We start from the raw sequence: 19,048 nt of genomic DNA, 5'->3' as shown, positions 1-19,048 counted from the left end.
TGGTCTGGATCATAAAATGTCCCTGTCAGAAAGTCGTTTCACTCCGGTCTAGCGGCTTCGCGAAGGGGTGAGACGTTGAAAGACCAGCATCGACTACGAGGGCATGGCCATTGACATAGCTGGCCGCATCGGACGCAAGGAATGCGATGGCACTGGCGATCTCCACAGGTGAACCGCCGCGCCGCAGCGGGTTGAGTTGGCCGATCCGGTCTTCGCGATGCTTGGCGCGGGCGCGCTCATATATCGGCTGGGTCATGCCAGTCTCGATCAGGCCAGGACATACTGCGTTGACGCGTATTCCGGTTCCTGCGAGCTGCTGTGCCGCAGTTTGCGCCAGATTGATAACACCTGCCTTGGATGCCGAATAGGCAGGTCCGCCCGCTCCCGCGCGCAATCCAGCAACCGATGCTGTGCAGACGATCGCCCCTATGCGGCCTGCCTCGATCATCGCTCTCGCACCATGTTTGATTGCGAGGAAAGGGCCAATGAGATTGACCCGCAACAGCGCTTCCCAATCTGCTGCGGCTTGGTCGAAGAGACCTTCTGGCCCCCCGCTCACGCCAGCGTTCGCACAGATCACATCAACACCGCCGTTGAACGTGGCAGTGGCGGCGATCATCGCAATGACATCCGGTTCATGGCCCGCGTCGCCGCGCATGGCGACGATCCTCTCGTGACCGGCAGCCGTCTCTTCCACGTCGCAGCTAATGTCGACGGCCAATACACCAGCACCTTCAGCCGCAAAGAGATGGGCCGTAGCTCTGCCGATTCCGGATCCGGCTCCGGTGACAAGAATGCTCTTATTCTCGAAAGCGCCCATCATATATTGCCATTGACGGTTTTACCCCCGTCGACAACGATGGCTTGACCATTGATGAATGCGCCAGCCTGCGAAGCGAGAAGCAGGGCGGGACCCGCAATGTCGACCGGCTCGCCGACGCGGCCTAGCGGCGTGGTGCGCCTAAGCTCGGCTTCCGCCTTTGCATCCCCCCACAGCGCCTTGGCAAAGTCCGTCCGGATTACGCCGGGCGCAATAGCATTGACGCGCACGTTGAACGGTCCCAGTTCGGTTGCGAGATTGCGCACGAGCTGAAGATCGGCTGCTTTGGAAATGTGATAGGCTCCGATCACGTTCGAACCGATCAGACCACCCACCGATGACACAACTACGATGGCGCCATCTCTGCGCGCCATCATTTCCGGAGCCACCATCGTGATTAGCCAGTGGTTGGATAGCACGTTATTGTCGAAGATCTTGCGGAATTGTTCGTCGCTGATACCAGCCATGGGTCCATAATAGGGATTGGACGCGGCATTGCAGACGAGGATATCGATCTTGCCGAAAGTCTGGCGCGTCTTGGCGACCATCGTTTCAAGTGCGCTTTTGTCCGATATAGAAGCAGCGATGGCCACCGCCCGACCTTCGCCATGACGGGCATTGATAGCCGCAGCGACTTCTTCGCAGGCGCGCTGCTTGCGGCTGGAGATCACTATGTTGGCGCCCGCAGCTGCATATACCTCGGCGATGGCTCGACCGATGCCTCTGGATGATCCGGTGATAATCGCGACCTTGCCGGTCAGCTCGAAAAGTTTCATAGTGCGTATCCTTATTCTGTTGCCCCGGCCTTGCGAGCCTCGCTCCATGCGGCTTTCGCCAAAGGCATCAGACCCGCCACTGCTGCGTCAGCTCGGTCGCTGGAAGCGTTGCCGGCTTCCACCCGCCTCTTGATCCCCTGGACGATCCCCACCAGACGAAAAAGATTATAGGCGAAATACCAGTGCAGGTCCGGTAAGCCTTCGCGATCTGTCACCGTGCAGTAACGAGCGACGGCATCATCAAGCGTAGGAAGCCCCCCATTTTCACAATCTACGCCGAGAAGTCCGGAACGTCCGTCGCAAGGCATGATCCAGTTCATGGCAAGGTAAGCAAAATCTGCCAGAGGATCTCCGATGGTCGCCAGTTCCCAGTCGAGCACCGCGGCAATTCGCGGGCTGTCGGAAGCGTAAATCAGATTGTCTATGCGATAGTCACCATGAATGATCGAGGTACGTCCCTGGGCCGGTAAGCTGCGCGGCAGCCACTCAATCAGTCGTTCCACCTCCGGGATATCGTCCGTCTGTGCGGCGCGATACTGCTTCGTCCATCTCCCCACCTGACGCGCGAAATAGTTTCCCGGAGCAGCGAAATCCTCCAGCCCGATGGCCACATGATCGGTGCTGTGAAGCACTGCCAGGGCATCGATCATCGCCTCGTATAACGGGCGGCGATCAGAGCAGGCTATCTCTGGCAAGGTGCCATCCCAAAATGTGCGCCCCTCGACCATCTCCATGAGGTAAAACGCAGCGCCGATAACCTTGTTGTCCTCACAGAGTGCAAGGGGGCGCGGGACGGGGAACCCGGTGGGATGCAGCGCGTCAATGAGTCGATATTCGCGCTCGATCGCGTGCGCGGATGGAAGTAACTCACCGAACGGCTTGCGGCGTAGCACATAGGCGGTGGCACCTTCCGTATCGACGCGATAGGTCGGGTTAGATTGACCACCCGCAAACTTCGTTACAGTCGTTATGGGGGCGACGCCCTGCGCATGGTCGGCTAACCACCTGTTGAGGTCTTGAACACTAAATTCCCTATTGTTCCGGCCATTTGGTTCGCTAACTGCGTCGCCAGCGGTCATTGCCTTGATCCAGCGTTGCGATACCGTTTGAATTCGGCACGAGCGATGGCGCGCCGGTGAACCTCATCCGGCCCGTCGGCGAGGCGCAGTGTACGGATTACCGCCCAGTCGGCTGCCAAGGGGAAATCGCCAGACACTCCTGCCCCGCCGTGGGCCTGTATCGCGTCGTCCAGAATTCGCAGAGCCATCTCGGGCGCCTGCACCTTAATCATGGCGATTTCGTCACGAGCCGCCTTGTTGCCTGCGCGGTCCATCATATCGGCCGCCTTGAGACAAAGGAGGCGCGTCATTTCCAGATCGATGCGGGCACGCGCAATCCGTTCCTCCCAAACCGAGTGATCGCCGATCGGTTTTCCGAAGGCCATGCGCGAGGTGAGCCGCCTCGTCATAGCCTCCAGCGCTTCCTCGGCGACCCCGATGGTGCGCATGCAATGATGGATTCGGCCCGGCCCGAGCCGCCCTTGCGCGATCTCGAACCCGCGCCCTTCGCCGAGCAAGAGGTTTTCGACCGGTACGCGCACATCGGTCAATGTTATCTCGGCATGACCATGCGGCGCGTGATCATATCCATAGACCGAGAGGAGGCGCTTTATCTGGACGCCGGGCGTGTTGAGATCGACAAGGATCATGGCTTGCTGGTGATGAACGTCCGCTCCAGGATCCGTCTTGCCCATCAGGATACCGAGCCGACAGCGTGGATCGCCAGCACCCGAAGACCACCACTTTCGGCCATTGATGACATATTCATCGCCGTCCCGTCGGATCGTCGTCTGGATATTCGTGGCGTCGGAGGACGCGACGTCCGGTTCTGTCATGAGAAACGCTGACCGAATTTCGCCCTCCATGAGCGGCTTCAGCCAGGCGTCCTTTTGCGCGCGCGTACCATAGCGGTAGAGCACTTCCATGTTGCCGGTGTCGGGAGCGGAGCAGTTGAACACTTCCGGTGCCCAATAAAGGCGTCCCATCTCTTCGGCGCATAGCGCATATTCAAGATTGCTCAGCCGCTCACCCGTAAAAACGAAGCCGTCGTCAGCTCCCTGATGATCTTTGGTCGGCGGCATAAAGAGGTTCCAAAGCCCCGCAGCCTTGGCCTTTACCTTCAGTGATTCAATGGTCTGAAGCGGCTCCCAGCGATTTCCCGAGGCCAACTCCTGTTCAAGAGCTTGGTTTTGCGGCCGCACCTGGGTGTCCATGAATTCGCGGACCCGGTCCCGATAATGGCTTTCGCGCTCGGTGAAGGAAAAATCCATTTATTCGCATCCCTGTCGATATTTGTAGCTGGTGGCGCTCAGCGCACCCAGAAACCCGGCCGGTCAGAGGTGAAGCCCAGTGATCTGTAAGCGGCATCTATCAATCCCTGCCCCCGCTCATTCAAACCTACGCCGCTTCCATGACGATTCATCACATAACCGAATGACATGCGTGCATCCGTGTCCGCGAAGCCGATACTGCCGCCCATGCCCGGCGTACCAAACGCGTTCTGTCCAAGGATTACATACTGGCCGGGGCCAAGCCGTCGGCTGCCCCACGTCTTCGAAAAACCGAGTGTGAAGGTGGTTGGAATGCGCAGCATGTGATCACAATCGGAGGCGGAGCGGATAGCGCGCATTGCGTGCAGCGATTGGGGCCGCACCAGCCGCACATCGTCGACCGATCCATCCCGCGAGAGCGGGGCATACAGCCGGGCAAGGCCTCGCGCCGTCGCAACACCCCCCGCAGCAGGTATCTCGGCGGCGCGACGCTCCCTCGAATTGACGTTCTCGCGATCTCCGCCCACATTGTTGATGAAGTTCCAGCCATACCAATCCGGATCGCTTAAGAGCTTCTGCATCATTGGCGAGCTGGGATCACGCTCCCCAAGATAAAGGGGCGCGACCCGCGGCTCTTCCTCCTTCGGCAAGCCGATCCAGATATCGGCCCCCAACGGTCGTGCCACTTCCTCGCGCAGGAATGTGCCGGCGGTCCGCCCGGTAATGCGTCGGATCAGCTCACCCTCGATTACGCCGAGTGTGACCGGGTGATAACCTTGGGCAGTACCTGGCTCCCAGGCCGGCGTTTCAGCTACGAGTCGGTCTGCAAGGAGATCGAAGTCATGAAATGCGAAAGGCGGCAGGGGTTTCCGCCACACGGGCACGCCAGCCTGATGGCTGAGCGCCATGGCTACCGTAATGCTTTCCTTGCCATGGGCAGCGAACTCGGGCCAGTAAGTGGCCACTGCCTCGTCGAAGTCGAGCAGGCCGCGCTCCGCCAGCATATGCATGCAGGTTGCGACCATGCCTTTGGTTGCGGAAAACACGACGACCATCGTGTCCTCCTTCCAGGGGCGCCCGCTTTCCGCATCCGCTATTCCGCCCCAGAGATCGACGACCGGCTTGCCATCCACATGGATCGCGACAGCCGCGCCGATCTCGCCATGCTCGGAGAAGTTGCGGGCAAAGACAGCGGCCACTTGCGCGAATTCCGGCGCGCATATGCCCTGCACACCATTTTGTGCCTCATTCACCGATCTACCTTCCCAGCAGCTCTTGTAATTTGTGTCGTGCATCAGCGAACCCAGAAGCCCGGTGCACTCGAACTGAAACCCAGCGCTCGATAGGCTGCGTCGATCAGACTCTGGCCTCGCTCGTTCAGCCCCACACCGCTGCCATGCTTGTTCATCACATAGCCGAAAGACATACGCGCTTCGGTGTCGGCAAAGCCCATGCTGCCGCCCATGCCTGGCGTGCCGAACGCATTTTGGCCGAGAATCATATACTCGCCGGAGCCAAGCCGTCTGTCGCCCCATGACTTGGAGAAACCCAGCGTGAAGGTGGTGGGGATTCGCAAGATCAGGTCGCAATCCGAGGCCGAACGGATGGCGCCCATCGCATGCAGCGACTGGGGCTGCACCAACCGCACGTTATCGATTGATCCGTCGAGTGACAGGGGGGCGTAAAGGCGCGCGAGGCCCTTGGCGGAGGCGATCCCGCCAGAAGCAGGTATCTCGGCTGCATGACGCTCACGCGAATTGGTGTAGGCGAGGTCGTCGCCGCCATTGGTGATGAGTTTCCAGCCAATCCAACCTGGATCGCTGTTCAACTTTTGGGTCAGCGGTGACTGCGGATTGCCATCACTCAGATAGCTGGTCGATACCCGGCTCTCCTCTGCCTCCGGGAGTCCGATCCAGACATCCGCGCCGAGCGGACGCGCCACTTCCTCCCTCAGAAAGGTACCGATCGAGCGGCCGGTAATGCGCTTGACCAATTCGCCCTCGATCACGCCGATGGAGACGGCGTGATAACCGTGCGCGGTGCCCGGCTCCCACACCGGCGTCTCGGCTGCCAGCAGTCGCGAAACGAAGTCAAAGTCATTAAACGCACCGGACGGCAGATCCTGCAACTGCCAGACCGGGACGCCGGCCTGATGGCTCAGCGCCATGGCGACCGTGATGTTTTCTTTTCCGTTGGCTGCGAACTCCGGCCAGTAGGCCGCGACCGGCTTGTCGAATTCGAGGAGCCCCTGGTCCGCCAGCATATGCATGCAGATCGCAGCCATGCCCTTTGTGGCGGAGAACACGACGGCCATCGTGCTCTCCTCCCACGGGCAACCTGTGGAGGTATCGGCGATGCCCCCCCAGAGATCGACTACCAGTTTGCCATCGAGATAGATGGCCAGACTTGCGCCAAGTTCGCCGCGCTCCTCGAAGTTTGCGGCAAATTCTTCACGGACATTCTTGAAAATATCATCGCAAAAACCGTGAATATGTATCGCACTTCCAGCAGTCATCACCGGATCCGACCTAGAAATTGTATGAGAAACCGACGCCGAAGTTGCGCGGCGGTGCATAGCTGACGCCCTTCTCGGCTCCCAGAAGGCCTGCGTAGATGGTGGTTCCCGTCAGCACCGTCTCATTGGTAAGGTTGCGGATGTAGCCATAGACTTTCCACTTGTCGTCCGACGGGCCGATGGAGGCTGTAAGGTCAACGCGGCCGACCGCCTTTTGCGAGTTGGCAGATGTGTTGAACTCGTTGAAGAAGATGCGGCTCTGATAATAATAGTTGCCGCCCAGTTCTACCGCGACGCTATCCGTCGGCTCGAAACGGTAGCTTGCGCCCAAGGTAAGGTTCCATTTGGCAACATAGGGCAGTTGCTTGCCAGCCAGCGGAATGGAAACCGAAGGAGGGAAATAGATGGGCACGTTCGGGGCGTTAGAGAAACGCTTGAGCTTGGCATCGAGATAACCGAGACTGGCATTAAACCGCAGGCCCGACATTGGCTGCGCGACAACCTCGAGTTCGGCGCCCCTGATCCGAGATTTGGGAACGTTAGTCAGCGCGATTAGAGTACCGACTAGCTGGGAAATCTGAAGGTTCTTGTAATCACTGTTGAAGACCGCAGCATTCAGTTGCAGCTTCCGGTCCAAAAAACTTGATTTAAATCCGGCTTCGAAGCTCTTGACCTGCTCTTTTTTGACAGGCGTCGCCTGTTGGGCGCCGAGGTTGATAGCGGCATCCTTCAACCCGGTTGAATAGTTTCCATATACCAAAATATCGGGCGTCAGCTGTCCTTCGAAGCCGACCTTGAAAGGAACACCGGAGGTTTTGACACCGTTGGGAAAGTGAGGAGAAAGAAGTCCAAAGGTCGGCAAGAGCAAAGTCTCATCGGCCTTCTTAGTGGTCTTCGTGTACCGGGCCTGACCGACCAGCGACCAGACGTCGGAGAGGGCATAGCGTACATCGGCATAGACCGCCCAGGACTTCGACCGTATTTTACCGCCGGCGAACGTCGGAAGATCAAAGGGAGTGTTATCTCCAGGAACGCCAAGATAGAACATTGGGACCTCCCAATGCACGTTGCTCAGCTGATATTGGTCCAGATTGGTGTACGTTGCGCCGAGGAGGTAACGGAACGCGCCGGCGGTCGACGAGGCGAAGTGAATATCACCAAAATAGTCCTTACTCGATGTTTCCCGCCGGAATGAGCAATTGTTGACGCCCGTTCCATCGCAGTCATTCAGGAAATCCTGTTTCGAGCGACGGTAATTGCCGGTAACCGTCAGCGTGCCATCCGCAATCGGCTGGTCAAGATTTACATTGACGTTTGTCAGGCGGATCTTGTTGCTGCCCTCGTCAACGGTGATATTCCGCGGATCGCTCGACGGAACAACTCCATTGATCCCCTCGGCAGGATAGATAAAGCCGGGTGTCGGCACGACAGCGAGAGCGGGACCATTGTCCGCTTCGCGATAATGGTTGACGATGATGCGCAACGTGCCGCCGGAGCCAAGCTCCGTCGCAGTCTGGAACCGAACAGCATCGGATTTCATGTCATCGAGGCGGTCAGGAGTCGCCCCGTACGCGGGATCACCAACGCTGGGCCTGTAAAGATTGCGGACAAATCCATCAAGGCGGTGGATCTGATAAGAAAGTCGGAAGTCAGTGTTCGCAAATCCCAACGGTCCGGACACAAAGCCTTCACTCTCCAGACGACCATAATTACCAGCGAGCATAGAGATGCGCCCTGTCGTATTCGACGTGGGCTTGGCCGAGATGACATTGATTGCGCCGCCCGTAGCATTACGGCCATAAAGACCGCCCTGCGGCCCGCGCAGAACCTCAACCCGCTCAACATCGAAGAAGCTGACACTCGAGGTCGTCTGATCCGAAAGATATGCCGAATCCTGATAGATCGCCACACCCGGATCGCCACCCGCCTGGATGAACGTGTTGCCGATGCCGCGAACGAAAAGCTGCGTGGTATTGCTTGTCGACGCAAAGTTTATGTTCGGAACCGATGTCCGGAGGTCGTCCAACCCTTGGCGGCCCGTGAACAGTTGCTGCTGGCCTGTAACGACAGAGATTGCTTGGCCCGTCTTCTGCAGCGAAGTTTCGCGACGCGTCGCCGTCACGACAATATCGACGATGCCGTTCTCAGAATCCTCAACCGCTTTCGGGGTAGAGCTCCCTGCCGTCTGCGCATGCGCGCCAGCTGCCAACAACGACCCGATCAGGCCAGCACTAATTGCGAACCGCGATACGGATAGCGCGATAGGTAACTGCTTCATAACTCCCCTCCAATTTAGCCGCTCTTTGCCGGCGTCCGACGATGCGAACTGGCTTAGGTTCATTCACATCCAAGTCGAGGACCGTTTATTTTTGAGGGGGGACGGTTTTGCCTAAAGCCGCATACGAAAATGGCCAACCCGCGACAGGAATGCGCTCAGCCCACTTTTCAGAGAACTGGTAGCAACCGGCGCGGTTTTCCAAAATAAAACTCTTGCTCTGGGGGTAAAATCAAATCCCGGGCGATGCGCGATCCTGCGATCTGCTCTGTCGGTCCAAGCAGGCCTTATTCCATTGCATTCAGCTGATGCTTGAGATGGCCTATCAAGGAGGGATCGCGACAGGAAGTCACCAAATCAATGCTCGCTTTCAGCTCTGTCAGTGACATACCTGATGCCGACCGCAAGCTCCTGCGCAAACTGCGAGCATCGGAAAAACCCATATCCAGAGCGACATCATCCATATTTGCTCTGGACGCCAAATACGGGCGCAGTCGCTCCAGGAGTGCACTGTGCCGTAGTGACCGGTAACCGGTTCCTTCCGCGCACAGGGCTCGCCGCAATTCGTCGCCGGTGAACCCAAGCTCTAGACAACATTCCCCGTAGGATACGTCCCGCACGCGCAAACGTTCGAATACCGCGGCACTGATGGGCTTCAAGGTCTGACAACCAATGCGCGAGAAGCCTTGTGTCTCAATCTGTTTGAGCCAGTACAGCACAGCATCGGTGACGGGGGTATCGCCTATCTTTGCGATAGGCTGAAGGTCCAAACAGGATGTCGGAAAAATCAGAGCAGTTTTCGGCCCGCGCAAGACTTTGCATCCCAAATAGGGATGAGTGAGATTGGTGGCGGGGTGATCGCCGTGCGTTACGATTCCACACACGGGCAGGAAACGATCCAAAATGAAGCTGAACTGGCAGTGCAAGGAGATGATGATCATTTCTTCGATCGCGGCGGAGTACCGGCTGTCAGATATATCTGCGGAGAGTTCGAGCCGTGTCGTTGAGCCGGATATGCCTAGTTCGATCTTCTGGTTCTGCCCGATCAAGGCATAAAATTTCGTGAGGGACTCTATTGCCGTCCGCAGGCTTCGTGCTGACGCCATGATCCTGAGACCTGTGGAGACGGTACCTCGCGGCATCTTGGTGCGTGAGACCGCGTGCAACTCATCATCCACCAGATTTATCGTGCCAACGCCCATCAACATGTAATGCGCGGCAGACAGCGCGTCTCCGTCCGCAATGCATTGCTCGGAGTCGCCAACACCCGCCGCCCTAAGCAGTTCCAGAATGGGAGCGCCGCGGGCAGCAGCCAAGGCGGCAGACTTGCCAGCCCAGCCGAAGGGCAAGGACCTTACTGCAGTGGTCCTTTTGCGCATAAAAAGATTGCTCGATTGAACCGACGCATGGTCTTTTTCGATTTTAACGATGCCTGCTGCTCTGCCCATTTTGCACCGCCCTGTCTCGTCCGCCAACCATCTTAGCACAATTGACAAACCTCGCAAATATTTTCTACTAATTGTACCAGTAATGAATCTGAAGGCAGGGCATGTGAACGATTATCGGTCCACCGGAACGGCTGAGCTAACCTCCAAACTCGATAAAGGGGTTCTGATATTGACGATGAACCGGCCACATGCGCGCAATGCGTTAACTGATGCGATGGCAGAAGCCCTACAAGCCGAGCTTTGCTTCGCGGAGGCGAGTTCCAAAGTCCGATGCATCGTTCTGCAGGGCGCGGAAAATGCGTTTTGTGCAGGCGGCGATTTGAAAGCGATGGGCGCTTCTCTCGACGAGGACGCCATCAACACGCGTGTCCGTTGGCAGTGTCGCGTGCAGCGGGATACTGCTGGACTCCTGTACCGAATGCCAAAACCGACATTGGCGGTCGTTAACGGACCCGCCGCCGGGGCCGGGCTTTCCCTGGCGTTGTCCTGCGATCTACGACTGATGGTGAATTCCGCTTTCTTGTTATCGGCCTTCGCGCCAGTCGGTCTCTCAGGAGATTTTGGGATTGCCTATTTTCTCACACGCCTGATCGGAAGCGCAAAGGCCCGCGAGTTGATGTTCTTGTCGGATCGCATCCCGGCGGCCCAAGCACTCGATCTTGGCTTGGTCAACTGGACATGCGAGCCCGAAGACCTACCAGATCGGGCATCGGACATCTCTGCCAGACTGGCGGCGGGTCCCGCGACGGCGCTAGGGTATATGAAGGAAAATCTGAACCGCGCAGTAACTTCGCCGCTGGAAGATTGCATGAATCTGGAAGCCGACCATCATATTCATTGTATGGCCACTGACGACCATCACGAGGGGATTGCAGAATTTGTAGAAAAAAGGCCCCCAATATTTGGGCGGTGTGTCTGACCGGTAATCATAGCGATACCAAGCGACACCCACTATCTGCTAGTCCACAAATTGTTCGAGCAAGCGCACCCCTATTCGAACGCAGTCACCTAATCCCTTTTCTCTAAAAAGCAGGAGCAACATTCTATGTGTGGTGGTCCAAGAACAGCCCCGAGCAATATGACTGCGTGGATCACCGACCACCCACCAGCGTTTATAGCCCGGTGCGTCAAAGTCTGTCGCCGATCTTCCATAGATACGGAAATAGCATCATGAGCATAGGTTCCGACATTCTGCCCTCACCAGATTTACTTGCATTCCATCTTTTCGACTGGCTGAATATAGCCCGGGGAGAAGAACGCGAGACCTTGCTCGCGGTTATCGCCACCGCGCAACGCCTCGCTCTTGATGCGTTTCTTCCCCATTATCGACAGAGCGATATTGAAGAACCCGCACTTCATGATGACGGCGTACACATCCTACCCGCAGTGAAAGAAGCACTCGCACGCTTCGCGGAGCTTGGGTTGTTCGGGTGCAGCTTTCCCGAGGAACTTGGCGGGTTCGGTCTTCCCTACACGGCAACGCTCGCGATCCAAGCAAACTTCTCAGCAGCAAACATAGCGACCGCCAATTACGCGATGCTTACGGCCGCCAATGCGCGGCTCATATCAACCTTCGGTACATCGGAGCAGATCAGGCAGTTCGCGTTGCCCGAAATCGAGGGGCGCTGGCTCGGCACTATGTGCCTGTCGGAACCTCAGGCCGGTTCGAGTCTGGGCGACATCCGCACGAAGGCCATACTGGAAGGTGAAGATACGCTCGGCGCTGGGTATAGACTGACTGGCAACAAAATGTGGGTTTCGGGCGGCGACCAAAACGCCACCGAAAATATCGTCCATCTTGTGCTAGCCAAGATCGTCAGGGACGACGGCACCCTTCCCGAAGGGACGAAAGGCATTTCCCTTTTCATAGTCCCCAAGCGCCTTCCTGATGATCGTCCAAACGACATAGTGGTTGTTGATGGTCGCTGAGAGTTGACCCGGGATTTTCACTGAGAAGTGACCCGTCTCGGATATATGTTTCGGTTACGTCCTGTGGGTCAAGATGATGTTTTCTCCTTTTCTGGTTTTGCCTGCTGGGCAGAGCTATTTTTGAAGCGGAAGCTGTCGTTTCCGGTTTCGAGGATGTGGCAGTGATGGGTGAGGCGATCGAGGAGAGCGGTGGTCATTTTGGCATCGCCGAACACGCTGGCCCATTCACTGAAGCTGAGGTTGGTGGTGATGACGACGCTGGTGCGCTCATAGAGTTTGCTGAGCAGGTGGAACAGCAATGCGCCGCCTGATGCACTGAACGGCAGATAGCCCAGCTCATCGAGGATCACGAGATCGGAGTGCACGAGCCGATTAGCGATCTGTCCGGCCCTGCCTTGCGCTTTTTCCTGTTCGAGGGCGTTGACCAGTTCGACAGTGGAGAAGAACCGCACCCGCTTCCTGTGATGTTCGATGGCCTGCACACCGAGCGCGGTGGCGACATGGGTCTTTCCGGTGCCCGGGCCGCCAACCAGCACGACATTGTCGGCAACGTCGATAAAATCGCAACGATGGAGCTGACGAACCAGCGCCTCGTTGATCTCGCTACTGGCAAAGTCGAAGCCGGCAAGATCGCGATAGGCCGGGAACCGCGCGACCTTGAGTTGATAGGCGACGGAGCGCACCTCCCGTTCGGCCGTCTCGGCTTTGAGCAACTGTGAGAGCATGGGCACGGCGGCTTCGAACGCCGGCGATCCCTGTGCCATGAGATCGGTAACGGCCTGTGCCATACCGTGCATCTTAAGGCTTCGGAGCATCACGACGATAGCGCCACTGGCAGGATCATGACGCATGGCGTGTCTCCCGACGCAGCGCATCATAGCGTTCGACATTGGCCATTGGTTCACTGACCAGCCTCAATGCCTGCGGTGCCGTCACCGGCGGCGTAGCGGTGGGCTTTCCGTCGAGCAGCCGATGCAGCAGGTTGAGGATATGGGTCTTGGTCGGGACGCCAGCCTCCAGTGCCCGTTCGACCGCAGTCAGCACGGCCTGTTCGTCATGATGGAGCACCAGTGACAGGATCTCGACCATCTCTCTGTCGCCACCAGGGGTGCGCAGCAGATGCGTCTGCAACCGCCGGAAGGCATCGGGCATCTCGAGGAACGGCGCACCGTTGCGCAACGCTCCGGGCTTGCGCTGGACGACGGCGAGATAATGGCGCCAGTCATAGACAGTATGGCCCGGCAGATGATGCGACCGATCGATGATGCGCTGGTGCTCGCATATCACCTGACCTTCGGCAGCGACCAGAATACGGTCAGGGTAAATCCGCAATGACACGGGCCGATTGGCGAAGGATGCCGGTACGCTGTAGCGGTTCCGGTCCAGATGGACGAGGCAGGTCGGCGAGACGCGCTTGCCCAGTTCCACAAAGCCATCGAACAGCCTGCCCATCGGCATCAGGCTTTGCACTTCGTCGGCCCACGCGTCCGCGACCGAACCCGGCTCGATCCCGTGCGGTATCTCCTGCCACAAGGCCCTGCAGCGCTGTTCGAGCCACAGGTTGAGCGCATCAAGGCTCTCAGCCTGAGGGACAGGTTGCCACAGGCGATGGCGGGCGTCCTGAACGTTCTTCTCGACCTGGCCTTTCTCCCATCCTGCTGCCGGGTTGCAGAACTCGGCCTCGAACAGGTAGTGGCTGACCATCGCCAGAAAGCGGGCATTGACGGTCCGCTCTTTGCCGCGCCCGACCTTGTCGACGGCGGTGCGCATATTGTCGTAAATGCCCCGGCGCGGAACGCCACCCAGCACACGGAACGCGTGATTATGGGCGTCGAAGAGCATCTCGTGCGTCTGCAACAAATAGGCCCGCACCAGAAAGGCCCGGCTGTGGCTGAGCTTGAAGTGCGCCACCTGCAACTTGGTGCGTACCCCGTCGATGATCGCCCAGTCCTCGCTCCAGTCGAACTGGAACGCTTCTCCCGGCGCGAACGCCAACGGCACATAGGTGCCGCGACCGCTCATCTGCTGCGCTTGCCGGTAATCGTCGCGCCAGGCTCGTGCAAAGGCAGCAACCCGGCCATAGGAACCGTCATAACCCAGCGCGACCAGATCGGCGTGCAACTGCTTCATCGTGCGCTTCTGCTTGCGCGGGCGTCCCATCTCCCGCTTCAGCCATGCCGATAATCGTTCGGCAAACGGATCCAGCTTGCTCGGCCGCTCCGGCACCTTGAACCGGGGCTCCACAGTCCCTGCACGCAGATATTTACGGATGGTATTACGGGATAGTCCCGTGCGTCGCGCTATCTCCCGGATCGGTAAATGATCGCGCAAATGCCAGCGCCGAATAATGCTCAATAACGCCATGTCCAACACTCCATGATCCCTCGCTCATCAAAGCCAGGGATGAGTTCAACATGGGTCAAATCTCAGTGGAAATTTATAACCCTCCCGGGTCAACTCTCAGCGACAATCAACAGACATAGTGGTGGCGGGGCTGAATCACAAAATGGGTAATCGCGGCACTTCCAACTGCCTCCTCAACTTCGGTGAGCAGGAAGGTGCGACCGGGTGGTTGATAGGCAAGCCGGGACAGGGACTGAGGCAAATGTTCACGATGATGAACGAGGCACGCATTTCTGTTGGCATGGGTGCTGCTGCACTCGCCTATCGCGGCTACCGACAGTCGCTCCGCTACGCACAGGAGCGGACACAGGGCCGCGCCCAAGGTGACAAGATTGGTCCGCCGGTTGCCATCATTGAACATGTAGACGTGCGCCGCATGTTGTTGCAGCAAAAGGTTTACGCCGAAGGTGCCTTAGCGCTTTGCCTGTATTGTGCGAACCTTGTAGACCAGAGTGACGATGAAGCTGAAGCTTTGCTTGCACTGCTCACGCCCGTTGCGAAAAGTTGGCCGTCCGAGTTCGGGCTAATTGCCAACGATCTCGCTATTCAGGTGCACGGAGGCTATGGCTACACCCGCGACTTCGATGTGGAGCAGTTGTGGCGTGACAATCGCCTGAACCCAATCCACGAGGGAACAACGGGTATTCAGGCCATCGATCTTCTTGGACGCAAGCTGCTGTTATCCGACGGCAAAGCCATTGAACTGTTAAGAGCACGTATCACGCAAACGTCTGAACGCGCACAAGCTGCTGGTCGCTACAAGAAATTCGCGTGGGAGTTGCTTAGCTTCTGGAAAAATGTTGCTGACACTCTGGATGGATTGAAGGCGCAAGCGCCAAATACATTCGACGATGCAACCTTGTTCTTGCGTGCGTTCGGGCATGGCGTGATTGCCTGGCTGTGGCTCGATCAGGCAATGGTTGCCGCTGAACTGGCTGAAACTCCATTTCACATGGGGATTGACCATGCATGTCGCTATTTCTTCGAGAACGACTTGCCCCAAGCCCGAAGCTGGCTTTCGGTCGTGGCACAGCATAGCACCCTGGTCCGAAAGATGCCGATCGAAGCGTTCGCATAGTTGGCCTCCTGCCTCGGCCGGCACCCAAGCTATCTCGATTGCCGTTCCCATGGCATGTCTGGCGCGAAAATTACCGGCTATGCTCATATCGATGGCAAGAGACGTGGCCCAGAATATGTCGTCGTGATGATGTGTGTCGGTGGTGGCATGGCGGCAACTGGCTTATTCGAACTGCTGTGATCAAGCGCGCTATCGGACTGTGCGGTTTTTCCTGTAATATCGGCAGTCGTCGGCGCGGCAGTATTCTCAGCCGCCGCGCCGTTTTGATGTGATGCGGATTAACGCATACCAGCGATATTGTATCCGCCATCAGCGAGTATACTCTGGCCAGTCACGAAACGGGCTTCGTTTGTGCATAGCCAAACCGCGACGTCTCCTACGTCGTCCGCTTCTGCTACTCGCTTTAGTGCCGCATGGCCGCCGACGACCGCGAATGCTTCTTCGGGGAAATCTGCGGTCATTGGCGTTCTGGTAAGCCCGGGGCTGACGTTGTTGATCCGGATGCCGTCGCTCCCGACCTCAAGCGCGATGTGACGGATCATCGCATCAAGCGCTCCCTTACTCGCGCCGTAGATGGATAGGCCGACATTACCGCCAGTCGCTGCAATAGAAGAGGTGTTGACGATTGCGCCTCCGTTTCCAAGCGTACGCATCGCTATAATCTCTTGCTGGATCAGCATCCAGACGCCGCGGACATTAGTGGCAAACACACTGTCAAAGACCTCCGTCGTCAATGTCTCAATTGGGCCATTGCCAGTGGTGGCGGCATTGTTGAAAGCGGCATCAAGGCGGCCAAACCGCTCAACAACAGCTTTTATCAGAGCCGTCACTTCATTTTCTTTCGAGATGTCTGCAGTTATCGCTGCCGCTTTGCCGCCTGCGCTTTCGATCTCTCCAACAACAGCATTGAGTGCAGCCTGTCGCCTTCCGGCAGCAACAACGGTTGCACCCTTCTTTGCAAACGATAGCGCGGCTGCTCGCCCAATCCCTGTACCGCCGCCGGTCACCAATGCAACTTTTCCTGCCAGCGATCCAGCTTCGTTCAGTTGATTTTCGGCCACGTTCATTCCTCCTGCGATTATCGAGCAAGCACACTTGGCTCTTGCCGTTACTTGAGACAATGCAGTATAATTTTTACTGGCTAGTGAGCAGAGCACAGCAATGATGCGGGGATCTGAGTTTGGTGAATTGAGAGCCTTTGCCGCTGTTGCGCAGGAGCGCAGCTTTCGCAAAGCAGCCGCTCGCCTAGGTGTTACCCCATCCGCGCTCAGCCATATCATTCGAGCGTTGGAGGAGCGCCTAGGGGCAAAACTTCTGCACAGGACTACGCGCAGTGTAGCGCCGACAGAGGCAGGCACCATGCTGCTCGGCCGACTCGTTCCCGCAATGACGGAAATGGAGCATGCGGTCAGAGAAGTCGGGGCGTTTAGCGACCACCCGCGCGGCCGATTGCGTCTGAATTTGCCTCGGCTTGCGGCCGAGACTGTGCTTATTCCCAGATTAGGCCAGTTTACGCACCTTTACCCGGACATTGTGCTCGATCTGGTGATTGATGACAGCATGACCGATATCATCGCGGAGGGCTTTGACGCCGGAATCCGATCGGGCACACATGTCCATGGTGACATGATAGCTGTACGGTTGACGCCAGACCTGCGCGTGGCAGTAGTCGCTTCCCCATCCTATCTGGCGGCGCGAGGCACGCCTAAAACACCGCACGATTTGCGTGATCACAGGTGCATCAACTACCGCTGGACGCATGATGGATCACTCTATCGTTGGCGGTTCCAGCGCGCGGGCGAGGCTCTTGAGGTTCGGGTCGAGTCCACCATTACAGTTAATGACACGAATATCATCATTGGAGCTGCACTGAACGGAACCGGTTTCGCGTACATGCTTGAGGATGTAGTTGCGGAACATATCGCTGCAGGCCGTCTGGTACGAGTGCTTGATGAATGGTGCCAGCCTAGCTCAAGCTTTCACCTTTATTATTCTGGGAGCCGTCACATGTCCGCGCCGCTACGTGCGATGATCGATTTCTTCAGATTTAGCTCGGCATCGGCACTATTACATGATGGATTATAGCGCTATCGACTCAGATGAATTCCTGTTCTTGGAAGCCTCAGCAAGGCCCTCGTCAACTTCCGTTCTGACAAACATGGGGCTATGAGAGCCTATGAGCGAGATCGGACACTACGACCTGCAGGAAATGCAGCCTGCCCGCATTCGACGGAGAAAGACCAAGCAAACCCGTTCATATCTTCGCCAGAAGAATATCGCTTTGGGCGCGATTTCCGCCATTTCCGAACATGGCATTGCCGCTCTTACTCACCGGCGGGTGGCGAAGCAGGCCCACGTCTCGCTCGCCGCGACGACCTATTATTATGAAACGAAAAACGACATCATCAAGCACGCTTCCCAGGAATTGCTGGATCAGTATGTTCATGCGTTCCAACGTTTTGAACGCCGCTACGCCACCACATCCGAACGTTTGAGCTTTCGGGAGTTTGCGCTGAAGCTGGTGTCCAACGCCTTGGGCAGACATAGGGCGGTGACCTTGGCCTGGTGCGAGATCACCCTCAACGCTGCGCATGAACCGAACCTTCAAGACCTCACACAAAATTGGTTCCGGACTCTCAATGATATCTGGCAAAACATTGCACATCTTTTGGGTGAAAAGGATGTAGGCCACGCTGCTACGTCCGCAATCGACACCGTGGTCGGCTTCATTTTTCTATTGGTGCCGCTCGGCTTGTCCGAAGACAGTCTGCGAACGCTTTTGTCGAGCGACGTTACTGATTTCACACCGAGTTTTGGCGATGACACCACCCATCCGGGAGAATTAAGAAAATTCGGGAAGAAAGCGGAAGAAACGCGAGAACGCATCCTTAGATGCGCCGTCGCCCTTTTGACGTCTGGAGAGAACGAACCGCTAACATTCAGAAAGGTAGCGGAGCAGTCCGGGTTGACTGTGCCCGCTCTGACCTATCATTTTTCTACCGTCTCAGACCTTCTTAATGCTGCCCAGATGCGACTCTTCATTGAAGCGAAATTCCGCTATCGCACAGTGCGGGGCGATGTCGACTATGACTCAATCGATGTCGACCAGACAATCGATATGACTACCAAAGTTTTCCTCCGAGAGGTTACGGAGCATCGCGACCTCAGCTTGGCGGCCTATCCGGTCTATATCCAGTCGTCGCGTGACCCGAGACTTCGACCGGGGCTGTGGGCGATCAATGCAGAACAGTGGCATGGCTGGTCGCCCATTATGACCAGCCTCAATCCGTCTGCGACTCCGTTCGATGCATGGTTCATGGCAGCACTTTTCACCGGCAAGTTGATCCGGATTATTGTTACGGGCGGGAAAACAAATGCCTTGTCAAAAGTGCACAATGAATTCGCTTACGACCTCCATGGGCTTGTCGACGGCAGGCACTGGGCGATCCAGCGTCAGCAATAGAAGTGCTGTAAA

At 57.3% G+C, this 19,048-nt stretch carries 16 protein-coding genes and 2 pseudogenes; 7 read left to right on the top strand and 11 right to left on the bottom strand.

All coding sequences use genetic code 11. The annotated features are described in order from the left end of the window. Positions 1–25: 25 nt before the first annotated feature. From OOT33_RS11215 to OOT33_RS11180, 8 genes are all read right to left on the bottom strand, one after another. Entirely contained in the window at positions 26–823 is a 798-nt protein-coding gene (locus OOT33_RS11215; RefSeq protein ID WP_373690551.1) for an SDR family NAD(P)-dependent oxidoreductase, read from the bottom strand. Further along, positions 820–1,596 (bottom strand): glucose 1-dehydrogenase, encoded by a 777-nt coding sequence (locus OOT33_RS11210; protein ID WP_307750109.1) that lies wholly within the window; start codon positions 1,594–1,596, stop codon positions 820–822. The genes OOT33_RS11215 and OOT33_RS11210 overlap by 4 nt, the downstream gene beginning before the upstream one ends. A gap of 11 nt (positions 1,597–1,607) precedes the next feature. Then, a complete protein-coding gene (locus tag OOT33_RS11205) occupies positions 1,608–2,675 on the bottom strand; it encodes a phosphotransferase (RefSeq protein WP_307750108.1) in 1,068 nt (355 codons plus the stop codon). Beyond that, positions 2,672–3,925, bottom strand: a complete 1,254-nt coding sequence (locus OOT33_RS11200; protein WP_307750107.1) for an acyl-CoA dehydrogenase family protein — start codon at positions 3,923–3,925, stop codon at positions 2,672–2,674. Before OOT33_RS11200 ends, OOT33_RS11205 begins: the two co-directional genes overlap by 4 nt. A 38-nt stretch (positions 3,926–3,963) precedes the next feature. Then, the gene (locus OOT33_RS11195) at positions 3,964–5,220 is read right to left on the bottom strand and encodes a serine hydrolase (RefSeq protein ID WP_307750106.1); all 1,257 of its coding nucleotides are present in this window, start codon (positions 5,218–5,220) and stop codon (positions 3,964–3,966) included. Next, on the bottom strand, positions 5,220–6,440 hold the full coding sequence (locus OOT33_RS11190) for a serine hydrolase (RefSeq protein WP_307750105.1): 1,221 nt from the start codon (positions 6,438–6,440) through the stop codon (positions 5,220–5,222). Before OOT33_RS11190 ends, OOT33_RS11195 begins: the two co-directional genes overlap by 1 nt. Before the next feature lie 13 nt (positions 6,441–6,453). Next, positions 6,454–8,718 carry a TonB-dependent receptor domain-containing protein gene (locus OOT33_RS11185; RefSeq protein WP_307750104.1) on the bottom strand — a complete coding sequence of 755 codons (2,265 nt, stop codon included), beginning with the start codon at positions 8,716–8,718 and terminating at the stop codon, positions 6,454–6,456. Between the two features lie 284 nt (positions 8,719–9,002). Continuing rightward, positions 9,003–10,163, bottom strand: a complete 1,161-nt coding sequence (locus OOT33_RS11180) for an AraC family transcriptional regulator ligand-binding domain-containing protein (RefSeq protein ID WP_307750103.1) — start codon at positions 10,161–10,163, stop codon at positions 9,003–9,005. 103 nt (positions 10,164–10,266) lie between these two features. On the opposite strand from OOT33_RS11180, the gene OOT33_RS11175 reads away from it, so the two are divergent. Both OOT33_RS11175 and OOT33_RS11170 read left to right on the top strand, forming a co-directional pair. Next, positions 10,267–11,082 (top strand): enoyl-CoA hydratase-related protein, encoded by an 816-nt coding sequence (locus tag OOT33_RS11175; protein ID WP_307750102.1) that lies wholly within the window; start codon positions 10,267–10,269, stop codon positions 11,080–11,082. A gap of 251 nt (positions 11,083–11,333) precedes the next feature. Next, a complete protein-coding gene (locus OOT33_RS11170; protein ID WP_307750101.1) occupies positions 11,334–12,092 on the top strand; it encodes an acyl-CoA dehydrogenase family protein in 759 nt (252 codons plus the stop codon). A 68-nt stretch (positions 12,093–12,160) separates the two neighbouring features. On the opposite strand, the gene istB is transcribed toward OOT33_RS11170, so the two are convergent. Next, entirely contained in the window at positions 12,161–12,943 is a 783-nt protein-coding gene (gene istB, locus OOT33_RS11165; RefSeq protein WP_307748225.1) for an IS21-like element helper ATPase IstB, read from the bottom strand. Next, positions 12,933–14,456, bottom strand: a complete 1,524-nt coding sequence (gene istA / locus OOT33_RS11160; RefSeq protein WP_307748224.1) for an IS21 family transposase — start codon at positions 14,454–14,456, stop codon at positions 12,933–12,935. Before istA ends, istB begins: the two co-directional genes overlap by 11 nt. Positions 14,457–14,577: 121 nt before the next feature. Between istA and OOT33_RS11155 the strand changes: the two genes are divergently transcribed. Beyond that, positions 14,578–15,573: an acyl-CoA dehydrogenase family protein gene (locus OOT33_RS11155; protein ID WP_307750100.1), complete on the top strand. Its 996-nt coding sequence runs from the start codon at positions 14,578–14,580 to the stop codon at positions 15,571–15,573. A 48-nt stretch (positions 15,574–15,621) separates the two neighbouring features. Beyond that, positions 15,622–15,753: pseudogene (locus OOT33_RS11150) on the top strand (acetyl-CoA C-acyltransferase); the annotation flags it as partial. A 98-nt stretch (positions 15,754–15,851) separates the two neighbouring features. Here the strand turns inward: OOT33_RS11150 and OOT33_RS11145 are convergent. Next, positions 15,852–16,640, bottom strand: coding sequence for an SDR family oxidoreductase (locus OOT33_RS11145; RefSeq protein WP_307750099.1), 789 nt, complete (start codon positions 16,638–16,640; stop codon positions 15,852–15,854). A 94-nt stretch (positions 16,641–16,734) separates the two neighbouring features. Between OOT33_RS11145 and OOT33_RS17900 the strand changes: the two are divergent. The 3 genes and pseudogenes from OOT33_RS17900 to OOT33_RS11135 all read left to right on the top strand — a co-directional run. Beyond that, positions 16,735–16,917, top strand: a pseudogene (locus OOT33_RS17900) (LysR family transcriptional regulator); the annotation flags it as partial. Between the two features lie 15 nt (positions 16,918–16,932). Continuing rightward, entirely contained in the window at positions 16,933–17,658 is a 726-nt protein-coding gene (locus tag OOT33_RS11140) for a LysR substrate-binding domain-containing protein (protein ID WP_307750098.1), read from the top strand. A gap of 91 nt (positions 17,659–17,749) precedes the next feature. Further along, the gene (locus OOT33_RS11135; RefSeq protein WP_307750097.1) at positions 17,750–19,036 is read left to right on the top strand and encodes a hypothetical protein; all 1,287 of its coding nucleotides are present in this window, start codon (positions 17,750–17,752) and stop codon (positions 19,034–19,036) included. Positions 19,037–19,048: the final 12 nt, after the last annotated feature.

The organism is Sphingobium sp. DEHP117 (assembly GCF_030867385.1).
In the GTDB taxonomy this organism is placed as follows: Bacteria; Pseudomonadota; Alphaproteobacteria; order Sphingomonadales; family Sphingomonadaceae; genus Sphingobium.
This window is presented reverse-complemented; position numbering and strand designations above follow the sequence as displayed.